This window comes from Shewanella saliphila (genome assembly GCF_014648295.1).
Classification (GTDB): Bacteria; Pseudomonadota; Gammaproteobacteria; order Enterobacterales; family Shewanellaceae; genus Shewanella; species Shewanella saliphila.
Genome location: NZ_BMQV01000031.1, coordinates 34,210 through 54,690, shown reverse-complemented (window position 1 = coordinate 54,690; position 20,481 = coordinate 34,210). Strand labels below are relative to the sequence as shown.

Sequence of the window (20,481 nt, the reverse complement as noted above, 5' to 3'; positions counted from 1 at the left end):
TTTTTACTGCGTTATCGACTTTTTATGTAGAATAACTACACCTCGAAGTCTCTGCCGCGCAGTTGTAAATGTGAATAATGGTCAACAATTCGCTGCAAAAACAACCTTGAAAGATCAACAGGCCCTGTATAACCTAGCATTTTTCAAGCTGTTCCAGTAAAAAATAATCGTATTAATGTGACCGATATGAGTTAGTATCTTGAGGTGTTTTGCGGTTAAATGTTAGCATTAGCTCCCGCATATAAACGCAGAGCTTAAGTAGGCGTTTTCGCAACAAGATATCGACAGTGAGGAAAATCCATGACCAACTACCTGGTCGTTACGGCAATGGGCGCTGACCGTCCTGGTTTAGTGAGTCGTTTAGCGCGTTTAGCTAGTGAGTGTGAGTGCGATATCGTCGACAGTCGTATGGCGTTATTTGGTAATGAATTTACCTTAATTATGATGATATCTGGCTCATGGACAGCCATCACTAAAATTGAAAGTTTATTACCGAGTTTAAGTGTTGAACTTGAACTCATGACAGTAATGAAGCGCACCTCTAAACACACGCCTAAAAACTTTATTTCGCGAATAGAAGTTATCTTTAACGGTGAAGACCAACGTGGGTCGATGAAAATCATTACCCAATTCTTAGCCGATAAAGGCTTAGATCTCGCCGCTGTTCGCTCGCATGCCGACGATAACGACAATCTCAAAACGCAATCCATTTTGTTGGCAATCAATATTCCAGACAAAGTCGACTTACTCACACTTGAAAATAGTATCCATGAGCTGGCTGAGTCAATGTCTTTAGAGTGCACCATTAAACGAATGCAAGGCATTGCAGCGCCTTAGCAGTCAGGTTCACCTTGAATTGAACCTCACTCGCCATTGCATCGTATTATCTGCAAATGACCTGATAAGGAAAAATCATGAACACCCTAAACGTGGGCGACATCGCTCCTAATTTTAGTTTGCAAAACCAAGCGGGTGAAACCGTATCATTACAACAAGCATTAACCAACGGACCTGTACTGGTGTATTTTTACCCCAAAGCCTCTACCCCAGGCTGTACAGTACAAGCTCAAGGCTTACGTGACATCAAAGCTCAACTTGATAGGTTAAATGTGACCGTGTTTGGCATTAGTCCAGATCCAGTGGCAAAATTGGCCAGGTTTGCTGACAAACAAGCGCTCAACTTCACCTTACTCAGTGATGAAGACCATGCTGTTGCTGATGGCTTTGGCGTATGGGGCCCAAAACAATTCATGGGTAAACACTATGATGGAATACATCGCCTAAGCTTTATCGTGGGCATTGATGGTAAAATTAGCCATGTGCTGAATAAATTTAAAACCAAAAACCATCACGAAGTCGTGCTTACAACGTTAGCTGAATAGTTATCTGTACAAACTTATAATCGTACAATACCCAATAAAAAAGGCTTAGCAATGACTGCTAAGCCTTTTTGTTACTCGTTAACGGTTAAACCGTTTTAGGGTCAGTTGATTGTGCTGGTTTATCTTCCTCTATAGATGACTCAACCTGGGTTGATTCATCAGCACTTTCAGATGTTGCTTGGGCTTGTGCGGCCACTTTTTTCGCTTTTTCTTCTGTGGCCAGTTCTTTGGCTAATTCAGCCGCTTCTTTTTTGACTAGTGCAGCTTGTTCTTCAGCAAGCAGTCGCGCTTTTTCTTGCTCTTCAAACTGTGCTAACTCTTCTTCTTTGCGACGTGCTTTTTCAATTGCACGTTGCTCAGCCTCTTCCGCTTCGCGAATCGCGCGGGCTTCTGCAGCGGCTTTCGCTTCGGCTTCGGCTAATGCTTTTGCTTTACGGTCGGCTTCGTCATCTAATGCGCGCTGAATAACCGCTTGGTCTTGGGCTTCTTGTGGTAACAAGCTTATCAACTCAATCCCAACAGGATAGTCAAATGGCCCTACACCAGACAAGACTTTCACTTTACCCTCTTTAGTTAAATAAACTAAAGGCATCGCCGTTTCGCCATAGCGCTTTTTAAAGTGTTCATAGGTAAAGTTTTCAGTAATGTTGGTGACTTTTAACACTGCGCCTTTAGCCATTAAGCTGGCAATTTTGGCATACGAAATGTTTTCGCCAAACAAACACAAGCGCTTTAAATACGACTCTGACAACTGGTGACGGGCACTGCCGCTGTCGGCGTTGTTTAAACCATACACCTTTTCAACCCCAAGTAAGTCCTGGAAATAGAAGGTTACTAATGGGTTTAACTGGCGGTAAGGCGACATCACTAACACGCGGCCTACACCACTTAAGTCCATGTAGGTTTCAGCATGTTCAGATGCTGGATTACCGAAATACACCGGAATGTTATCCATACGCGCCTGGCGAATGCTGTCCCAGTTATTGTCAGCTAACACCACTTTGATGTTTTTAGAAATTAACACTTTGGCCAGTTCACGTGAAAAGTTAGACGCACCAAAAATTAATAACCCCTGGTTTGAACCTTCTTTTACGCCCAAATATTTTGCCCAACGTCCAGCCGTTAAACTTTGAATAACAACCGTACCAATAATAATTAAAAACACTAATGGTACGATTGAACTGGCGCCTTCTAAGCCGACTTCTTCTAGCTTAATCGCAAATAATGATGAAATCGCTGCAGCCACAATACCGCGTGGTGCAACCCAGCTTAAAAACCATTTTTCTTTTGACGATAAATTAGTCCCAAGGCCCGATATCCAAATGCTTAATGGCCTAGCGACAAACATCACCACTAATAACACAGCAAAACCGCCAAAACCTAGCTCGAGCATGGCGCCAGAATCTAATCGCGCCGCCAGTAAAATAAACAGTGCCGAGATCAGCAGTACGGTAAGGGTTTCTTTAAATTCTAAAATATCGGCAATATCTACGCCGCGCATGTTAGCCAGTAAAATACCCATCACGGTTACTGTCAATAAACCTGACTCATGCTGTACTAAATTAGAACCAACAAACACCCCTAGCATAATGGTTAATACTGCGGTATTGAGTAAGTAATGTGGGAATAAGTTTTTACGGATAGCCAAACCCGTTAAATACCCTGCAATAGCACCTAAACCAAAACCAATGACTAAGGTTAAGCCAAGGGCATGCAATACATGGGTCGTCGGATCGTTCGATACCGCAATATACTCAAACACCAAAACCGCCATTAGGGCACCAATGGGGTCAATCACAATACCTTCCCAACGCAGAATACTGGCAAGGTTAGATTTGGGTTGAACAGTACGTAGCATAGGCACAATTACAGTGGGGCCAGTGACCACCACTAGGGCGCCAAATAATGCGGCAATACTCCAATCAAAGCCCATTAAAAAATGCGCAGCAGGCACAATCACGAGCCAGGTGATTAATGCACCGATACTCACTAGGTTGGTGACCATGCGGCCATGATCTTTAATTTCTTTAAAGTTTAGTGTGAGTGCACCTTCAAAAAGGATGACCGCAACCCCTAAGGAAATTATCGGAAACAGCAAATCACCGAAAATCTCATCGGGATCTAAAATGCCTAGGCCCGGGCCTAACAGTAAACCACACAGTAATAGCGGTAAAATAGCTGGTAATCGTAACTTCCAACCCACCCATTGACACAAAAGCGACAGCACACCGATTAATGCCAGCATGCCTGTGATGTGTTCAACCATATTTGATTCCTTTTTTTAATAACACTGCAATAAGTAGCCACAGTTGCAATGTGCTTCACGATAATACGTGAACTGTTTTCTCTTATCTGGCTTGATGTTTTATTACCTGAGCCAATCAAGGTAAATGTCATATCGTCGACAATCGCTTTTGTCAGCTGCATTGATTATTTTTTATTAAATGTCACCCTTAAAATCCAAAAATGCGTGATGGGCTATAAGAATTTCAGCATATAACATACTAATTTTACTACATGATCAAGTGTTTTTTGACGGTTATCACATTTGTTATAAATCACAAATTCAGCCAATAAGCGTATAATTAAATTATTATATTTTTATGTACATGACACTTTTATTTTGAGTTAACTCAATAAAAAAACCTTGGTAATACCAAGGCTTTTTATTGATTTACATCGCTTTATTTTCTCAAGCTTACTGCGGCACGCGCACCTTACCTTCCATTAATACCCTAGCACTTCGACTCATAATGGCTTTTTTCACCTGCCATTGGCCGTCGATAAGTTGCGCTTCAGCGCCCACACGTAATGTGCCCGACGGATGACCAAAGCGCACAGCACTGCGCTCACCACCGCCTGCAGCTAAATTTACTAAGGTGCCAGGAATAGCGGCTGCTGTGCCAATAGCCACGGCTGCTGTACCCATCATCGCATGATGCAATTTGCCCATCGACAATGCACGTACCACTAAGTCGATGTCGGCAGTGGTTACGGCTTTACCACTTGATGATACATACTCAGTAGCGGGGGCGACAAAAGCCACTTTTGGCGTATGTTGACGCGCGGCGGCTTCATCAATGTGCTTAATGAGTCCCATTTTAACCGCACCATAGGCGCGAATGGTTTCAAACATGGTTAACGCTTTATCATCATTATTAATGTCATCTTGCAGCTCTGTACCAACATAATTGATGTCTGCTGCATTAATAAAAATGGTCGGAATGCCTGCATTAATCATGGTGGCGTTAAAGCTGCCAATACCAGGCACTTCAAGTACATCAACCACGTTACCCGTTGGGAACATTGCGCCTTCACCGTCTGCAGGGTCTAAAAACTCCACTTGCACTTCAGCGGCAGGAAAGGTCACGCCATCCAGTTCAAAGTCGCCGGTTTCTTGCACTTCACCGTCAGTGATCGGCACATGGGCAATAATGGTTTTTTGGATATTGGCTTGCCAAATCCGCACAACTGCGATGCCATTGTGCGGCACACGGTTTGGGTCAATCAAGCCGTTGCTGATGGCGAACGATCCCACTGCAGCGGTTAAATTACCGCAGTTGCCGCTCCAATCAACAAAGGGTTTATCAATGGCAACCTGGCCAAACAGATAATCAACATCGTGATCGGCTTGAGTGCTTTTTGATAAAATTACGGTTTTGCTGGTACTCGAGGTTGCCCCGCCCATGCCATCGGTGTGCTTGGCATAAGGGTCTGGGCTACCAATGACGCGCAATAACAAGGCATCACGTTCAGGGCCAGCAACCTGAGCGGCTGGAGGTAAATCGGTTAAACTGAAAAATACCCCTTTACTGGTGCCACCGCGCATATAAGTGGCGGGTATTCTAATTTGTGGTAAATGAGCCATGACAACATCCTACAATCAAATGAGAAAATCGGCAGCCTGATCACACACTGCCGATATAACGAGATGCTACGTTAACTAGCTAGCCGCTTCGTTGGCTAAAAAGTCTTGAGCAAAGCGTTGCAGTACGCCGCCCGCCTTATAAATTGAGCACTCTTCAGCGGTATCTAAACGGCATTTAACCGGAATCGTCACTTGCTCACCATCAAGACGTGTCATCACAACAGACAACATCGCTCCCGGTTTGGGCGTACCAACCACATCATAGGTTTCTGTGCCGTTAATCTCATAGGTATGACGGTTCTCACCTTTGATAAATTCAAGCGGTAACACGCCCATGCCCACTAAGTTGGTGCGATGGATACGCTCAAAGCCTTCGGCGACAATGACTTCAACACCGGCAAGGCGTACGCCTTTAGCTGCCCAGTCACGTGATGAACCCTGGCCGTAATCAGCACCCGCAATAATAATCAGTGGCTGTTTACGCGCCATGTAGGTTTCAATGGCTTCCCACATGCGGGTAACCTGACCTTCTGGCTCAATACGGGCTAACGAGCCCTGACGTACATTGCCATCTTCCTGCACCATTTCGTTATACAGCTTAGGGTTAGCAAACGTAGCACGCTGCGCCGTTAAATGGTCACCGCGGTGAGTGGCATACGAGTTAAAGTCTTCTTCTGGCAAGCCCATTTTATGCAAATAGGCACCTGCGGCGCTGTCGAGCATAATCGCGTTCGATGGCGATAAATGGTCGGTGGTAATGTTGTCGCCTAATACCGCTAACGGACGCATGCCTTTCATGGTGCGCTCGCCTGCTAATGCGCCTTCCCAATAAGGTGGGCGACGAATATAGGTACTCTGTGGACGCCAGTCGTATTGCGGATTCACGTGGCTGCCATACTCAACTTTAATGTCGAACATCGGCTCGTACACTTTACGGAACTGCTCTGGCTTAACGCTGGTTTTAATGACGGTATCGATTTCTTCATCGGTTGGCCAAATATCTTTTAAGGTAACGGCGTTGCCGTCTTTATCGATACCGAGAATATCTTTTTCAATATCAAAACGAATGGTACCGGCAATGGCATAGGCAATAACTAATGGCGGTGAAGCTAAGAATGCTTGTTTCGCATACGGGTGAATACGGCCGTCAAAGTTACGGTTACCCGACAAAACTGCGGTGGCGTATAAATCACGGTCTATCACTTCTTGTTGAATCACAGGGTCCAGTGCGCCGCTCATGCCGTTACAGGTGGTACAGGCAAAACCAACAATACCAAAACCTAAGTTTTCAAGCTCGGGTAACAACCCTGCTTCTTCTAAATACAATTGCACGGCTTTTGAGCCAGGCGCAAGAGACGATTTAACCCAGGGCTTACGCAATAAACCGCGGGCATTGGCATTACGGGCTAACAAACCGGCGGCAATCATGTTGCGCGGATTACTGGTATTAGTACAACTGGTAATAGCAGCAATAATCACCGCGCCGTCTGGCATTTTACCTGGTTCGTTTTCAACCACGCCACTGATACCGCGAGCAGCAAGCTCAGATGTTGGTACGCGGTTGTGCGGATTTGATGGTCCGGCAATGTTACGCCCAACGGTAGAAAGGTCGAAATGCAACACACGCTCATAGTCAACTTCCGATAAGGTATCAGCCCATAACCCTGCTTGTTTAGCATAAGTCTCAACCAATTTAACTTGTTCGTCATCGCGACCGGTCAGCGTCAAGTAATCGATAGTTTGTTGATCGATATAGAACATCGCAGCTGTGGCGCCGTATTCTGGGGTCATGTTGGTAATGGTTGCACGGTCACCCAGGGTTAAATGCGGAGTCCCTTCGCCAAAAAACTCTAAATATGACGACACTACTTTTTGCGCGCGCAAGTATTCTGTTAACGCGAGTACAATGTCGGTCGCGGTAATACCCGGTTGTGGTTTGCCGGTAATTTCAACGCCCACAATGTCTGGCAAACGCATATACGATGCGCGCCCAAGCATCACGCTTTCGGCTTCTAGCCCACCGACACCAATAGCGATAACCCCTAATGCATCAACATGCGGAGTGTGGCTGTCGGTGCCGACTAAAGTGTCTGGAAATGCCACACCATCAAGGGCATGAACCACTGGCGACATTTTCTCTAGGTTAATTTGATGCATAATGCCGTTACCCGGCTGGATAACATCAACATTTTTAAATGCCGTTTTGGTCCAGTTAATAAAATGGAAACGGTCATCATTACGGCGGTCTTCAATGGCGCGGTTTTTTTCAAACGCGTCTTTTTCAAAACCGGCATGCTCAACCGCTAATGAGTGGTCGACAATTAATTGTGTTGGCACAACTGGGTTTACTTTTGACGGGTCACCGCCTTTTTCAGCAATGGCATCACGAAGGCCAGCTAAGTCAACCAACGCGGTTTGACCTAAAATATCGTGACACACTACACGCGCAGGAAACCACGGAAAATCTAAATCGCGTTTACGTTCAATTAACTGCTTTAGCGAGTCAACGAGCATATCAGGCGAACAACGACGCACTAAGTTCTCGGCAAACACACGTGAACAATAAGGCAGTTTGGCATAAGCGCCAGGCTCAATGGCGTTAACCGCTTCTTGAGTATCAAAATAATCGAGCTTGGTGCCGGGTAAAGATTTACGGTATTGAGTATTCATAACAAGATCCACAGTTAATACAGTTTGGGTGATCGACTATCAAAATCGAAAAAGCCGAACCGTTAGGCTCGGCCAGTGGATTAACGTTGGCTAATTGGCACAACTTTACGAGGCTCGCTACCGACATAATCAGCACTTGGGCGAATAATGCGGTTATTTGAGCGCTGCTCCATCACGTGTGCCGCCCAACCGGTTAAGCGTGAACACACAAAGATTGGGGTGAACAGTTTTGTTGGAATGCCCATAAAGTGATAAGCCGAGGCATGGAAAAAGTCAGCGTTACAAAATAGCTTTTTGGTGTCCCACATAAACTCTTCACAGGCGACTGAGATGTCGTATAAAGAAGTATCACCGTTTTCATGTGCCAGCTTTTCAGACCAAGCTTTAATAATTACATTACGTGGATCAGACACGCTGTAAATAGCATGACCAAAGCCCATGATTTTTTCTTTACGTTCTAACATGCCTGCCATTTGCGCTTTGGCATCGGCCGGTGAACTGAACTTTTGGATCATGTCCATGGCCGCTTCGTTGGCGCCGCCGTGTAATGGGCCACGTAAAGTACCAATCGCGCCAGTCACACATGAATACATATCAGACAAGGTTGATGCACATACTCGAGCAGTAAAGGTTGAGGCGTTAAATTCATGCTCTGCATACAAAATCAACGACACGTCCATGACTTTACGGTGCTGTGCTGACGGGGTTTCACCGCGCAACAGTTTAAGAAAATGTCCACCCAGAGATTCTTCATCTGTGGTGCAATCAATTTCTACACCGTCATGGCTGTAGCGATACCAGTAACACATAATGGCTGGAAAGGCGGCAAGCAAACGATTGGCAGCTTTGTGTTGCTGAGTAAAATCAACTTCTGGTTCAAGGTTACCTAAAAACGAGCAACCAGTACGCATCACATCCATTGGGTGAGCGTCAGCTGGAATAAGCTTTAGTACCGCTTTTAACGCATCGGGTAAGTCACGCAGCGCGGTAAGTTCGGCTTTATATTCGCTTAATTGTGCTTGAGTCGGTAATTCGCCATTAAATAATAAGTAGGCGACTTCTTCAAAGGTGGCGTTATCCGCTAGGTCTGACACATCGTAACCACAATAAGTCAGGCCAGAACCTGATTTACCTACGGTACATAATTTTGTTTCGCCAGCACTTTGACCACGTAATCCTGCACCTGATAATTTCTTGTCTACCATGATATATCTTCCTTCTTATGCTTGCTGTGTGCCCCCATCAAGGACACACATATGTAGGGTTTTGAGTCTTGTTGTTTATCTTTATTTATACGCTTATTTGTTTTTGCCTTCGGCAAATAAACTGTCTAATTTTTGTTCATAGTCGTGGTAACCCAGGTAGTCATAAAGCTCCATGCGTGTTTGCATGCTGTCGACTACTGCTTTTTGATCGCCATCGGTTAATATGGCGCTGTAGACCATTTCAGCCGCTTTGTTCATGGCTCTAAATGCGCTTAATGGGTATAACACCATTGCTGCGCCCCACTCGCCTAACTGCTGTTTATTCCATAATTCGGTTTGGCCAAACTCGGTAATGTTAGCCAAAATAGGCACATCTAATGCCTCTGCAAAAGCGCGGTAGTGCTCTTCTGTTTTAATGGCTTCAGCAAAAATACCGTCTGCACCGGCTGCTACATAGGCTTTAGCACGTTCAATCGCGGCTGCTAGCCCTTCTTGAGCAAATGAGTCAGTACGCGCCATAATGAAAAAGTCTGGATCGGTGCGCGCATCAACCGCCGCTTTAATGCGGTCGACCATTTCTTCTACTGGCACTATTTCTTTATTAGGACGGTGACCACAACGCTTTTGCGCCACTTGATCTTCCATGTGCACTGCGGCTGCACCGGCTTTTTCCATATCGCGTACGGTTTTAGCAATGTTAAACGCCCCGCCCCAACCCGTATCAATATCGACCAATAAAGGTAAGTCACAGGCTGAGGTAATACGTTGTACATCCACCAGCACATCATTAAGTGATGTCATGCCTAAATCTGGTAAACCGTATGATGCATTGGCCACACCGCCGCCTGACAAGTAAATGGCTTGATGACCAATTTGTTTAGCCATCATTGCTGAGTAGGCATTAATGGTGCCCACAATTTGCAATGGTTTGTTATTAACTAAGGCTTGACGAAATTTTTTCCCTGCGCTCATGCTATTCCCCTTTATACAATGTCGTGAGTGACGTTTTACGTCACATGTCAGCGATTACGATAATTTATGTTCGATACTGTTTTTAGAATATAAAATGTGGCGACGCATCAGCATTTCAGCTAATTCAGCGTCACGATTTAAAATGGCCTGAACAATGTGCTTGTGTTCATCATAAGCGGTGGTCACACGCGGCCCCGCCATGCCAAGTTGTACGCGATACATGCGCACTAAATGATAAATGCCATCAAACAGCATAGAAATTAGGTGCTTGTTTTTACTGCCTAAAATAATCCGATAATGAAAGTCCACATCACCGGCTTCTTGATAATATGACTCGCCGCCTTTAACCTCATCAAAATGAGATTGTAATAACGCGCCTAAGTCAGCAATTTCTTCATCGGTCATATTGGTTGCCGCTAACCGCGCGGCCATGCCTTCTAGCGATTCGCGCACTTGATACAGTTCAATTAAGCCTTGCGGCGACAACGCCACCACCCGAGCGCCTACATTGGCTTTACGCTCAACAATGTGGCATGACTCTAAGCGATTAATGGCCTCACGGATCACCGCACGACTGACGGCAAACTTTGTCGACAATTCAGTCTCGCTTAACTTTGAACCGGCTTCAATACGACCTTCGACGATATCGTCGCGTAGTGCTATATAGGTCTTATCTGCAGCGGTTATCGGTTGGTTCATAGTGATACCTTGAACATATAAATAGAATAATTAACACCAAGTTGTCGACAATATAGCAAGTTTAGAACATAAAACAACCATAAAAGCCCACTTATTGTCGACAAAGTGTATTTAATGATGAGATTAACGCTTAACAGGTGTTTGGCTCGCATCTCTAATGAGTAATGCATGCTAAGATGATGACCAATATCCTGCCTAACAGATCAACCTAGCTACACGACAAGGAATGCGTATGACCCAGCCATCAGGCCCACAATTAGAGCTGATTCATTTATTCATTCATGTGGTTAATGCCGGTGGTTTTTCGCCTGCTGCAACTGCATTACAATTACCCGTCGCGACCGTTAGCCGAAAGATCAGCAAATTAGAACGTAATCTGAATACTCAGCTGATCATGCGCAGCACACGCAAATTACGCTTAACAGAAGAAGGCGGCGCGCTGTTTGACCGTTATCATCAACTCGTTGCGCAATTTGACCAGTTATCTGCAAATCATATTAATGAGCAACAGTCGACTTTACGGATCTGTACGCCAATCTCGATTACGTCGATGATCCTGATTGATGCAATAAACGATTTTTCTAAGTTACATCCACATATACAGCTGCATGTGACGCAAAATAACAGCACTATTGATTTGATTGATGAAGGTGTTGATGTGGCCATTGTCGGTGGTGCTCAACCCGACTCCTCCTGGGTGTCGACATCGCTAGGTGTGCTGGATTATGGCTTATACGCCTCTGCCAATTTTGCCGAACAGTTGACCGAGTTACGTCATCCACAGCAATTAATTCAGTTCCCTTTGATTAAAGTGTGGCCACTGTTTAATTGGAGCCTTACACATAAAAATGGTCAAGAATTTTACTATGACGGCCCAGCGAAACTGACCTTAGGCGATATCCATGCCGCGGTTAAAGCCACGGTGGCAGATGGTGGGATTTTGTATGGGCCCGCGTTGTTTGTTAAGCCGCAGCTTGAGCAAGGCGAACTGGTTAGAGTATTACCAGATTGGGCTGGAGAGCATCGCAGGATCAGTATTTTATATCATCAACGCCGCCAACAACCGTTAAAAGTAAAACTGTTTATTGAGTTTATTCAACAGCGTTGTGTCAGTATTTTTGATTTATTTTAACACTCTGGCACAAACAGACATATGGGTGTAAAAGTGGTGCAAAAGTGGTGCAAAGCACTTATTGTGAGTGGCTGATGTTAGTCACCCAACATCAGTCTGCCTTGCACCGATTTATTTACCCGGATAACACTAATACAAATACACCTGCAGGCTGCATGCGCCATGTGCGCCCACGACCAGTGCTTGTTCAATATCAGCCGTTTTAGATGGGCCAGCCACAAACACGCCGAGCGCCCCTTGCGCCAAAGACACCTGGTTAACCGCTTGATGCATATTGGCCACCAGAGCCTTTTCAGGCAGGGCTAAAATCAAATTCTCGCAAATAAAAGGGGTCACCCGGTGCTGCGTTTGGCTCACCCAAATTGCGCCGTTTTCAGCAACACCTAACTCCCCCGCTAAAATGGCATAATCAATATCAGCCAGTTCATGAGCAGTATTTGGCACTTGTCGATTACCACTCACCCCTTCAACTAACGACAACACTTGTAATTTTTGCGCCATTAATTCATCGACTTTGGCTTGTAATGCCGCCAAACCACCGTGTTGATGTAACTCACCTGCTACCGTAACCAGGCTTGCTGCAAAGGTTTCAACTAATGGCTGAGGTGTCACTTCCACCTCAATGTTGGGCATTGGATGAGCGGTTAATGCTGATTGTGATAACGCTGATAAAATACTGTTTTTACTCGACATATTAACGGCTCCGATTTTTAGCATACCAAGTGGCAAAGCTTGACTCTGGTGCAACAGGCAATTCGCGATATTTACCCCAGGCACCACTGAATGGTTTAAGCAAGCTACCGGGTAACACACGCAAAGCCAGTCTTGCCGCAGACATTGATGTATTCATCATGGTGTCACTGGCCATAAAACGGCCCACCAAAGGCATGTAGCCACTTTTGCCATACGGTAAGGTTTTACTTTCGGCTTTAAGACGACGGTGATGGGCAATAATCTTATCTAACGGCACTTTGGTTGGGCACACATAAGTGCAACTGCCACATAAGGTGCAGGCCCACGGGATTGAATGGGTTGAATCCTCTTTTGCCCCCACCGCAATACCAATAGGCCCTGGGATGGTGTAGTTATAACTGTAACCACCAGAGCGGCGATAAACCGGACATGTATTTAAACAACCACCGCAGCGGATACATTTTAATGATTCGGCTAATATCTTATCCTTCATCATTTCTGTGCGACCATTATCAACAATAATCACGTGCATCTCGCCGTCTTGTTGCGGACCACGGTAAAATGATGAATAGGTGGTAATCGGTTGCCCTGTCGCATTACGCGCTAAGGTACGCAGCAATACTCCTGCGGCATCCATATTTGGCACCACTTTGTCGATACCCATTGAATGCAGTTGCAATTTAGGCAAGTTGGCACCCATATCGGCATTGCCTTCGTTAGTGCACACCACAACCGCGCCTTGGTCTGCAATGGCCATATTCACGCCTGTCATCGCCGCATCGGCCGTTAAAAACTTCTCTCTTAAATGAGCTCGTGCAGCCCGGGTTAAATACAATGGGTCTGACTCACCCTTTTTAGTGCCCAATTGTTGATGAAACAAATCGCCCACTTCTTGTTTTTTCATGTGAATGGCAGGCACCACAATGTGCGATGGCGGCATGTTAGCTAACTGGATAATCCGTTCACCCAAATCGGTATCCACCACTTCAATACCGTGTTGTTCTAAAAACGGGTTCATGTGGCATTCTTCGGTGAGCATCGACTTAGATTTAACTAAACGCTTAACCTGATGTGTTGCCAAAATATTCAATACAATTTGGTTATGCTCTTGGCCATCTTTGGCCCAATGCACCACAATGCCATTGGCTTGGCATTGTTGTTCAAACTGCTGCAGGTAATCTGTTAGGTGAGTTAAGGTATGCAGCTTAAGCTCTGAGCCAAGTTGTCTTAATTGTTCCCATTCAGGAATACTCGCCGCTGCACGGTCACGCTTTTCACGCAATAGCCATAAGGCTTTTGAGTGCCAATCGACGCGGGTTTCATCACGGCAAAATATATCCGCTTTATGTGCATGCACCTTTGAGCCAGATGCAGAATATAATTCAGTCATGGTATCTCCTACAGGGCATCGTTAATGATTTGAGCAATATGGCGGGTTTCAATAGGCAGTAATTGGCGGCGGATCATGCCGTCTAAATGCAGTAAACATGAGGGATCAAAACCCACAGCATATTGGGCCCCGGTTGCGGCGTGAGCCTGAGCTTTATCTTTACCCATTTTGGCCGACACGGCGCCCTCATCAACCGCAAATGTTCCGCCAAAGCCGCAACATTCATCAATACGTGCCGGATAAACAATCTCGAGCCCTGCAATCTTGCCTAATACAGCCTCGACTTTATTAAAGCGTTGTTTACCCATTTCTTCTGTTGGCGTGGCTAAGTTGAGCATACGGATGCCGTGACAGCTCATTTGCAGACTGATTTTTTTGGTTATTGGTCGTGCAAAATGGTCAATTGGCGCAACATCATGCAGAAACTCGGTTAACTCATAGAGTTTATTAATTACCTCTTGAGCCTCTTTACTGCTGTCAAACTCATGAAAGTTTTCTTTGGCTGCCACAAGGCAACTCGCAGCAGGACACACAATGGCGTCACACTCGACACCTTTAAAGGCATTAAGCAATTTAAGCGTGGTTTTTTTGGCTTCATCAAAACAACCAGAATTGGTCATTGGCTGGCCACAACAGGTTTGCCCTTGCGGAAAAATGACCTGGTGCCCCAGTTTTTCTAACAAGTTCAAAGTGGCTATCGCAACATCAGGCATCATCTGATTGACTAAGCACGGAATAAATAGAGCTATTTTCATAAGGTAGTATGTTCCCCAAACGCGTTATTACTCATTAACGAGGCAAACAGTTTTCACTCAAGTTAATGGCTAACGACTTATCATCGAACCAACAATGTATGCTTATACCCTTATAAAATGTAGTGCTTATTTAGCAAATATCGCGACAGACTTTTTCATTTTTATGGTGAATAGATCGACAATAATGACATTATCGTGCAATTTTCGACCTCTACTTTATGCGGTCCTGCGACACAATGTCGCAGATAGTGCTTTTATGATTGTGACTTTTACATAGTTTTTGCAAAATTGATCTAATGATGACGTCAGTGACTTCCCCCTTTTACAATATTGCTAAATGGACTTATTCACACTGATGTTAATCTAGCGGGTACAACGCTTTGGCATTGTTTGCTTGTATTTATGGCTGAATTTAATTTTGATTAAAAATGACTTGATTGAAATGACATTAAGCTTAATTAAATATAATCAACTGTCTACACAATGCTTGGTGACTATACTCAGCGTCTATCTGTTATGGGAATGGGGATAAACGCTGATTATAGGTATCGCTTTTAATCTGCATAAGATTATCGGGCCTCTATAGATTTAGAGGCTTTTTTTTGCGGTTTTTTCTGCTGTGGTAGTAACACCGTGATCAGGTTATTTATTTCAGTTTTATCCCTAAACCCAATGAAACTACTGCCCCGATCAGAGTGGTGATCACCACCGACAATAACGAACCAATCAATACATACTCTGTCATGCTGCGGTTAGCTGATTGATTTAATTCACCAAACCTGAATATCGACTTGGCGGCTAATACAAAGCCCACTGCGGCATAGCTGCCCACCAGCGTAAACGTCAGTATTAATAATCGTTCTAGGTAACCAATCAACTCGCCACCGGCAACCAGACCACTGACATTTGTCGCCTCAGCGTTAACAGGGCTAGCGGTTGTCACTTTAGCAACCGCAGCAACCGGATCAGCTGCAGCATCGTTAGCTTCCATGGTGTCGACATTTACTGAAGTATTTACATTTACACCAGTATCTTCCACTGAGTTAACGATAGGATATTTACTCAATACAGCACCTATCACAATTGAGGTTGGCTTTAGGATAAGCAAGTAAGCAAACATCACTAACACCCCATCTGAAAAGTGCTTATGCGTTAACACGGCCTCAATCGATGCACCATTTGCCACATGAAACGCAATCGCTACCAGTACCAACACATGCAAAGCCTGATCAATCACAAAGTAGGCTAACTTATCACCCTTGGGTGTGGTCACTTTCCATAAATCGATAACAAAATGCGTCACGGCAACAATCACAACTAAGCAAACCGTTGAACGCCAATCTATGCCCAGGGTTAATGCTGGCAGTATTAAACCTACTCCATGTAAAAGTGAGTGATAGTAAAGCTCAGGTGAACGGTAAGTGTGTGCTTTTTTAGCCTCAACCCAGCGATCGGGTTGAAGATAAAAGTCACAAATGATGTGAATAAATAAAAATGGAATGAGCACGCCGAAAAAATCAAACATACTTGAGCCCCGCAACTTTCTCCATAAACCGATGGTTTAGCTCGTTGATCAATGGCCAACCTGACGCTTTAAGTGACTTACTGGCAGTGGCCGTCGCCACATCAAGCTGTTCTGCTAATTCACTGATCGACAATCCTTGATTGGTGCGAAGCATGGGCAACATGACTTCGCATTGGCGCGCGGTTAACTCGGTCAGTTGTTTATCAAGGTATTTAAACAGTAAATCAAAGTACTCAGTGAGCGTGATCCTATCAGAGCTGAACAATAACTGGTCATTTTTAAGGCTACTGAGCCCTCGGCCAGAAAGCACAAATGCAGGCCCCATCGACTCAGACACCGACTCACGTAAATCGGCATTGGCGGCAATGGCAAAACTAATCCGACTATCAAAGGCTTTACCCAGCGCTTTAATGCCAATGCGGTAGATAATGGTATATCTCAAGGCATTTTCAATATCATGCACCACAGACTGAAACTCATCTCCGCGCTCAATACTGTGCGCATTGGCGCTATGCCCTTCGCTGATCCATGTCTGTATTATTTTAATGCGTTCAAGTAGTTGCTCAAATTGGGCTGATGTAAGCTTGGTTGAGTCAACAACATCGCCAACAATCACCGCTATCGGTTTATAAGTAGACTCCACACAAGGCTCCTTTGTTTGCAGACTGATACCAATTTAGCCACTTTCGGCTAATAATGCAAATTTAGCCTTTTTTGGCTAATAGCGATTAAGAGCACAAGCCTTACCGATAGATTTAGCCGTTAATGGCTAAATATTAACATTTAGCCATTTTAAGCTAATGGCAATCACACTACAGAGCTTCAATTAGCTTGAGAAGAACCCAAAAGTGCATTGAGTATCACAGCTGTTAAATCCGACAAGTTAACTCAGCGTTATGACGAGCAGCTCAAGTGCGACAAGCCACCGATAGCAAAATATTCAGATGCCTTAAGGCGATAAAAGGTGTCCTCTACTTCTTGAGATTGCTCGGCATAAGGATCGGTCATCACAGCCTGCAGCTCACGCAGCAAGGTATAATCACCCTGGCTCGCTTGTTGGTAAGCTGGCACCAATAACCATTCACGCAAACTGTACTTAGGGTTAACCTGTTTCATCTGCTTGGCGATATCGTCACGGCTACGAGTCAATACGCTAATGTCATCACTATTAGCCTCACTGGTTAGCAGCGAATGCCATTGAGCTAACCATGCAACCCAGCGTTGCTCTAACCCCTGCGGCCCTTGCGACCCTTGCGATACATCTCGGTAAAAGCTTTTTGTCAGTGGCCCAATATCATCAGGCAACGATGAAAGTTCACGGAAAAACATTGTGTAATCAACAGAGGTTTGCTGCATCAGGGTGCTAAGCTCAGTAAATAGCGCCGCGTTAAAGCGGTTAAGCCCCAATTTAGTCGCCCACATCTGCTCCATTTTTGTTTGCATCTCGGTAGAAAAATCATTAACCAATTGCTGAAGCCCATCTATACCATCAGCTTCATTTGCCAGTAATGGACTTAATGCGGTGCAAAACATCAAGTAGTTACGCTCAGCGGCTGCGTCTTGATTTAAAAACGCAAAGTGCTGGCCGCCGCCGGTCCACGGTTGATATTGAGGGTTAAACACATCGCAAAAACCAAATGGGCCGTAATCCAGAGTAAAGCCACCGGCAGCGCAGTTATCGCTGTTAAAGTTACCCTGGCAGTAACCCACACGCACCCAGTTAGCCACCAATGACGTTAAACGGCTACGGAACTCACTTGCGAGCTTGAGCACTTTATCGCGCAAGGAGAGGTTAGGGTCGATAACATCGGCGTATTCACGATCAATTAAGTGCAGCACCAGCTGTTCAAGCTCTGCCATCGCTTGCGGGTGTTCATGTTTGCGGGCGCGGCGGCCAAAAAGCTCAAGCTGCCCTACCCGAATAAATGACGGTGCCACACGTGTTGAAATCGCCACGGCTTCGGTGATCATTCGATCGGGGTCTTGCTCACGCGAGCCTTCGGAGTACCAAGGGCGCTGCACTGTTTCGGTTTTCGAAACATATAAACTCAGCGAGCGAGACGTAGGTACACCCAGCGCATGCATGTGCTCCTGGGCTAAAAACTCACGTACACTTGAGCGCAATACCGCGCGGCCATCTGCACCGCGGCAATATGGCGTACGTCCGCCCCCTTTAAGTTGCATCTCCCAACGCTTGCCATTGATAACGGCTTCAAGCACAGACACCGCCCGGCCGTCACCGTACCCGTTACCGGTTTGGAACGGACATTGTTGAATGTACTCAGTGCCATAAATCGATAGCGCATAGCCACATGCCCAACCAAGCTTGCTCATTGGCTCAGGGACATTAGACAGATCACCAGAGAACAAACGCATAAAATCATCCGACTGCGCCATGCTGTCAGCAAAACCTAATTCTTTAAAAAAAGTACTGCTGTGGGCGACATATTCAGGGTTTTCAATCGGTGTCGGATTAACGGGAACATAATGGCCCGAAAATACTTGCCTAGGCCTATGATCAGCACCATGAGATGTGGCATCAGGATCACGTTTAAGCGTGTTCATCAACGAATAATTGGCCCATTTAGCAAGGTCTTTCACTGTCTCGACAGTAGCGTTTTTTTGCGGGGACAGTTGATTAGTCATAGGGATACCTGGTTAATTGAGTAGAAGGTTTGTTCACAACTTGATGGCTCATCGTATCGACGATGAGTCGATTTGTTCAAATTTTGCAATGGAACTTTTCAGCATATATATCGAAGGCCTGCGTTGTGATATTTGCAAGAGCCTGAGAGAAACCAAACCTATGGTAACGACAGCTTGTACTAATGAAAAGCAGACTTTGCTGCATCTGCAAAATTGAGATCATGTCATATGATGATCCATCATATCTGCTATAGCCTGCGGCCACTAACGTCGTGGCGCTTCACCCACACCAAATTAAGATCGCAAGGTTCCACCCTGCACGGGCCAAAAGGCCTGTTGCAACCCGCTCGTCGTCCCGGCAATGCTTTTAAGCCGGGATCCAGGTGTTTGTTTTGTACTTTTATACTCATGGCCTGCGGCCACTAACGTCGTGGCGCTTCGCCCACACCAGATGAAGATCGCAAGGTTCCACCCTGCACGGGCCAAAAGGCCTGTTGCAACCCGCTCGTCGTCCCGGCAATGCTTTTGAGCCGGGATCCAGGTGTTTGTTTTGTACTTTTATACTCATGGCCTGCGGCCACTAACGTCGTGGCGCTTCGCCCACACCAGACCAAGAGGAAACCAACGGCTGTTCCCTCTTTATTTTTTATAAAAGAATTGGCCCAGCCGTCACCTCAAAATTATCTGAAAAACAATAATTTCGCGACGTGGTCTGATCCAGCTTTTAACTTTATTTTTAGTCTGCTTCGGCCTTATTCGAAAATGCTAACGCTTCAGATGGGGCGTCCCTTCCCCTCTAAAGCTAGCTCGCCGTCTATGGCCAGCTCACGTATTCACTTGTAAAAAGTCTTCAACGGCCTCAAGTTCAAAGTTGAATTTGGACTGTTGCAAGCAATATTCGTAACTCATTGTTGCCGCAAAGTTTGTTTCAAATATGAACCAGTGGCAACATGTTCTTCAACGGCCTCAAGTTCAAAGTTGAATTTGAACTGTTGCAATAAATATTCATAACCCCCTGTTTCCGAATAGTTTTTTAAAATATGAACCTGTGGCAACATTTTCTTCAACGGCCTCAAGTTCTGAGTTGAATTTAGGCATTTCAAGCTGAGGCATCTAACTCATTTTTGGATAGAAGCTTGCTAGCTACTTTCTCGTCGTCCCGGCAATGCTTTTTAGCCGGGATCCAGGTGCTTTGTACTTTTATACTCATGGCCTGCGGCCACTAACGTCGTGGCGCTTCGCCCACACCAGACCAAGAGGAAACCAACGGCTGTTCCCTCTTGGAACTCCCAGCCGCCACATCAAAATTATCTGAAAAGCGATAATTTCGCGACGTGGTTGAATCCAGCTTTTGACCGCGTTTCGGTGTTCTTCAGCCTTATTCGAAAATGCTAACGCTTCAGATGGGGCGTCCCTTCCCCTCTAAAGCTAGCTCGCCATCTATGGCTAGCTCACGTCATTTTCTTCAACGGCCTCAATTTAGGAGTTGAATTTAGGAATTTTTAAAGAAATGAAAATTCATTTATAAAAACACAAAAAACGCC

At 45.3% G+C, this 20,481-nt stretch carries 15 protein-coding genes; 3 read left to right on the top strand and 12 right to left on the bottom strand.

Going from position 1 to position 20,481, the window contains the following annotated elements:
- The first annotated feature begins 300 nt into the window (after positions 1 to 300).
- Positions 301 to 837, top strand: a complete 537-nt coding sequence (locus tag IEY48_RS14145; RefSeq protein ID WP_188921394.1) for a glycine cleavage system transcriptional repressor — start codon at positions 301 to 303, stop codon at positions 835 to 837.
- 77 nt (positions 838 to 914) lie between these two features.
- Positions 915 to 1,382 (top strand): thioredoxin-dependent thiol peroxidase, encoded by a 468-nt coding sequence (bcp, locus tag IEY48_RS14140; protein ID WP_188921392.1) that lies wholly within the window; start codon positions 915 to 917, stop codon positions 1,380 to 1,382.
- A gap of 85 nt (positions 1,383 to 1,467) precedes the next feature.
- Here bcp and IEY48_RS14135 read toward each other — a convergent pair whose 3' ends face one another.
- The 6 genes from IEY48_RS14135 to IEY48_RS14110 form a co-directional block, all read right to left on the bottom strand.
- A complete protein-coding gene (locus IEY48_RS14135) occupies positions 1,468 to 3,648 on the bottom strand; it encodes a sodium:proton antiporter (RefSeq protein ID WP_188921390.1) in 2,181 nt (726 codons plus the stop codon).
- A 432-nt stretch (positions 3,649 to 4,080) separates the two neighbouring features.
- Positions 4,081 to 5,250: a 2-methylaconitate cis-trans isomerase PrpF gene (prpF, locus tag IEY48_RS14130; protein WP_188921388.1), complete on the bottom strand. Its 1,170-nt coding sequence runs from the start codon at positions 5,248 to 5,250 to the stop codon at positions 4,081 to 4,083.
- 75 nt (positions 5,251 to 5,325) lie between these two features.
- Complete coding sequence (acnD, locus tag IEY48_RS14125; protein ID WP_188921386.1) at positions 5,326 to 7,920, bottom strand: Fe/S-dependent 2-methylisocitrate dehydratase AcnD; 2,595 nt, start codon at positions 7,918 to 7,920, stop codon at positions 5,326 to 5,328.
- Positions 7,921 to 8,000: 80 nt separating this feature from the next.
- Complete coding sequence (gene prpC, locus IEY48_RS14120) at positions 8,001 to 9,125, bottom strand: bifunctional 2-methylcitrate synthase/citrate synthase (RefSeq protein WP_188921384.1); 1,125 nt, start codon at positions 9,123 to 9,125, stop codon at positions 8,001 to 8,003.
- A gap of 93 nt (positions 9,126 to 9,218) precedes the next feature.
- Positions 9,219 to 10,097: a methylisocitrate lyase gene (prpB, locus tag IEY48_RS14115; protein WP_188921382.1), complete on the bottom strand. Its 879-nt coding sequence runs from the start codon at positions 10,095 to 10,097 to the stop codon at positions 9,219 to 9,221.
- A 54-nt stretch (positions 10,098 to 10,151) separates the two neighbouring features.
- Positions 10,152 to 10,796 carry a GntR family transcriptional regulator gene (locus IEY48_RS14110; protein ID WP_188921380.1) on the bottom strand — a complete coding sequence of 215 codons (645 nt, stop codon included), beginning with the start codon at positions 10,794 to 10,796 and terminating at the stop codon, positions 10,152 to 10,154.
- Positions 10,797 to 11,028: 232 nt separating this feature from the next.
- On the opposite strand from IEY48_RS14110, the gene IEY48_RS14105 reads away from it, so the two are divergent.
- A complete protein-coding gene (locus tag IEY48_RS14105; protein WP_188921378.1) occupies positions 11,029 to 11,928 on the top strand; it encodes a LysR family transcriptional regulator in 900 nt (299 codons plus the stop codon).
- A gap of 129 nt (positions 11,929 to 12,057) precedes the next feature.
- On the opposite strand, the gene IEY48_RS14100 is transcribed toward IEY48_RS14105, so the two are convergent.
- The 6 genes from IEY48_RS14100 to IEY48_RS14075 all read right to left on the bottom strand — a co-directional run bounded on the left by IEY48_RS14100 (position 12,058) and on the right by IEY48_RS14075 (position 18,937).
- The gene (locus IEY48_RS14100) at positions 12,058 to 12,621 is read right to left on the bottom strand and encodes a LutC/YkgG family protein (RefSeq protein ID WP_188921377.1); all 564 of its coding nucleotides are present in this window, start codon (positions 12,619 to 12,621) and stop codon (positions 12,058 to 12,060) included.
- Between the two features lies 1 nt (position 12,622).
- The gene (locus IEY48_RS14095; protein ID WP_188921375.1) at positions 12,623 to 14,011 is read right to left on the bottom strand and encodes a lactate utilization protein B; all 1,389 of its coding nucleotides are present in this window, start codon (positions 14,009 to 14,011) and stop codon (positions 12,623 to 12,625) included.
- A gap of 8 nt (positions 14,012 to 14,019) precedes the next feature.
- Complete coding sequence (locus tag IEY48_RS14090) at positions 14,020 to 14,766, bottom strand: (Fe-S)-binding protein (RefSeq protein ID WP_160052393.1); 747 nt, start codon at positions 14,764 to 14,766, stop codon at positions 14,020 to 14,022.
- Positions 14,767 to 15,412: 646 nt separating this feature from the next.
- Positions 15,413 to 16,291 (bottom strand): DUF3307 domain-containing protein, encoded by an 879-nt coding sequence (locus IEY48_RS14085; protein WP_188921373.1) that lies wholly within the window; start codon positions 16,289 to 16,291, stop codon positions 15,413 to 15,415.
- On the bottom strand, positions 16,284 to 16,934 hold the full coding sequence (locus IEY48_RS14080) for a hypothetical protein (protein WP_188921371.1): 651 nt from the start codon (positions 16,932 to 16,934) through the stop codon (positions 16,284 to 16,286). The genes IEY48_RS14085 and IEY48_RS14080 overlap by 8 nt, the downstream gene beginning before the upstream one ends.
- Positions 16,935 to 17,185: 251 nt before the next feature.
- Positions 17,186 to 18,937 carry a protein adenylyltransferase SelO gene (locus IEY48_RS14075; RefSeq protein ID WP_188921369.1) on the bottom strand — a complete coding sequence of 584 codons (1,752 nt, stop codon included), beginning with the start codon at positions 18,935 to 18,937 and terminating at the stop codon, positions 17,186 to 17,188.
- Positions 18,938 to 20,481: the final 1,544 nt, after the last annotated feature.

Excerpts from the sequence above, each read along its gene's own strand:
- prpB (WP_188921382.1), bottom strand. The coding sequence starts at position 10,097 with ATGAGCGCAGGGAAAAAATTTCGTCAAGCCTTAGTTAATAACAAACCA.
- IEY48_RS14135 (WP_188921390.1), bottom strand. The coding sequence starts at position 3,648 with ATGGTTGAACACATCACAGGCATGCTGGCATTAATCGGTGTGCTGTCG.
- IEY48_RS14075 (WP_188921369.1), bottom strand. The coding sequence starts at position 18,937 with ATGACTAATCAACTGTCCCCGCAAAAAAACGCTACTGTCGAGACAGTG.
- IEY48_RS14095 (WP_188921375.1), bottom strand. The coding sequence starts at position 14,011 with ATGACTGAATTATATTCTGCATCTGGCTCAAAGGTGCATGCACATAAA.
- IEY48_RS14145 (WP_188921394.1), top strand. The coding sequence starts at position 301 with ATGACCAACTACCTGGTCGTTACGGCAATGGGCGCTGACCGTCCTGGT.
- prpF (WP_188921388.1), bottom strand. The coding sequence starts at position 5,250 with ATGGCTCATTTACCACAAATTAGAATACCCGCCACTTATATGCGCGGT.
- acnD (WP_188921386.1), bottom strand. The coding sequence starts at position 7,920 with ATGAATACTCAATACCGTAAATCTTTACCCGGCACCAAGCTCGATTAT.
- IEY48_RS14085 (WP_188921373.1), bottom strand. The coding sequence starts at position 16,291 with ATGTTTGATTTTTTCGGCGTGCTCATTCCATTTTTATTTATTCACATC.
- IEY48_RS14105 (WP_188921378.1), top strand. The coding sequence starts at position 11,029 with ATGACCCAGCCATCAGGCCCACAATTAGAGCTGATTCATTTATTCATT.
- prpC (WP_188921384.1), bottom strand. The coding sequence starts at position 9,125 with ATGGTAGACAAGAAATTATCAGGTGCAGGATTACGTGGTCAAAGTGCT.
- bcp (WP_188921392.1), top strand. The coding sequence starts at position 915 with ATGAACACCCTAAACGTGGGCGACATCGCTCCTAATTTTAGTTTGCAA.
- IEY48_RS14110 (WP_188921380.1), bottom strand. The coding sequence starts at position 10,796 with ATGAACCAACCGATAACCGCTGCAGATAAGACCTATATAGCACTACGC.
- IEY48_RS14090 (WP_160052393.1), bottom strand. The coding sequence starts at position 14,766 with ATGAAAATAGCTCTATTTATTCCGTGCTTAGTCAATCAGATGATGCCT.
- IEY48_RS14100 (WP_188921377.1), bottom strand. The coding sequence starts at position 12,621 with ATGTCGAGTAAAAACAGTATTTTATCAGCGTTATCACAATCAGCATTA.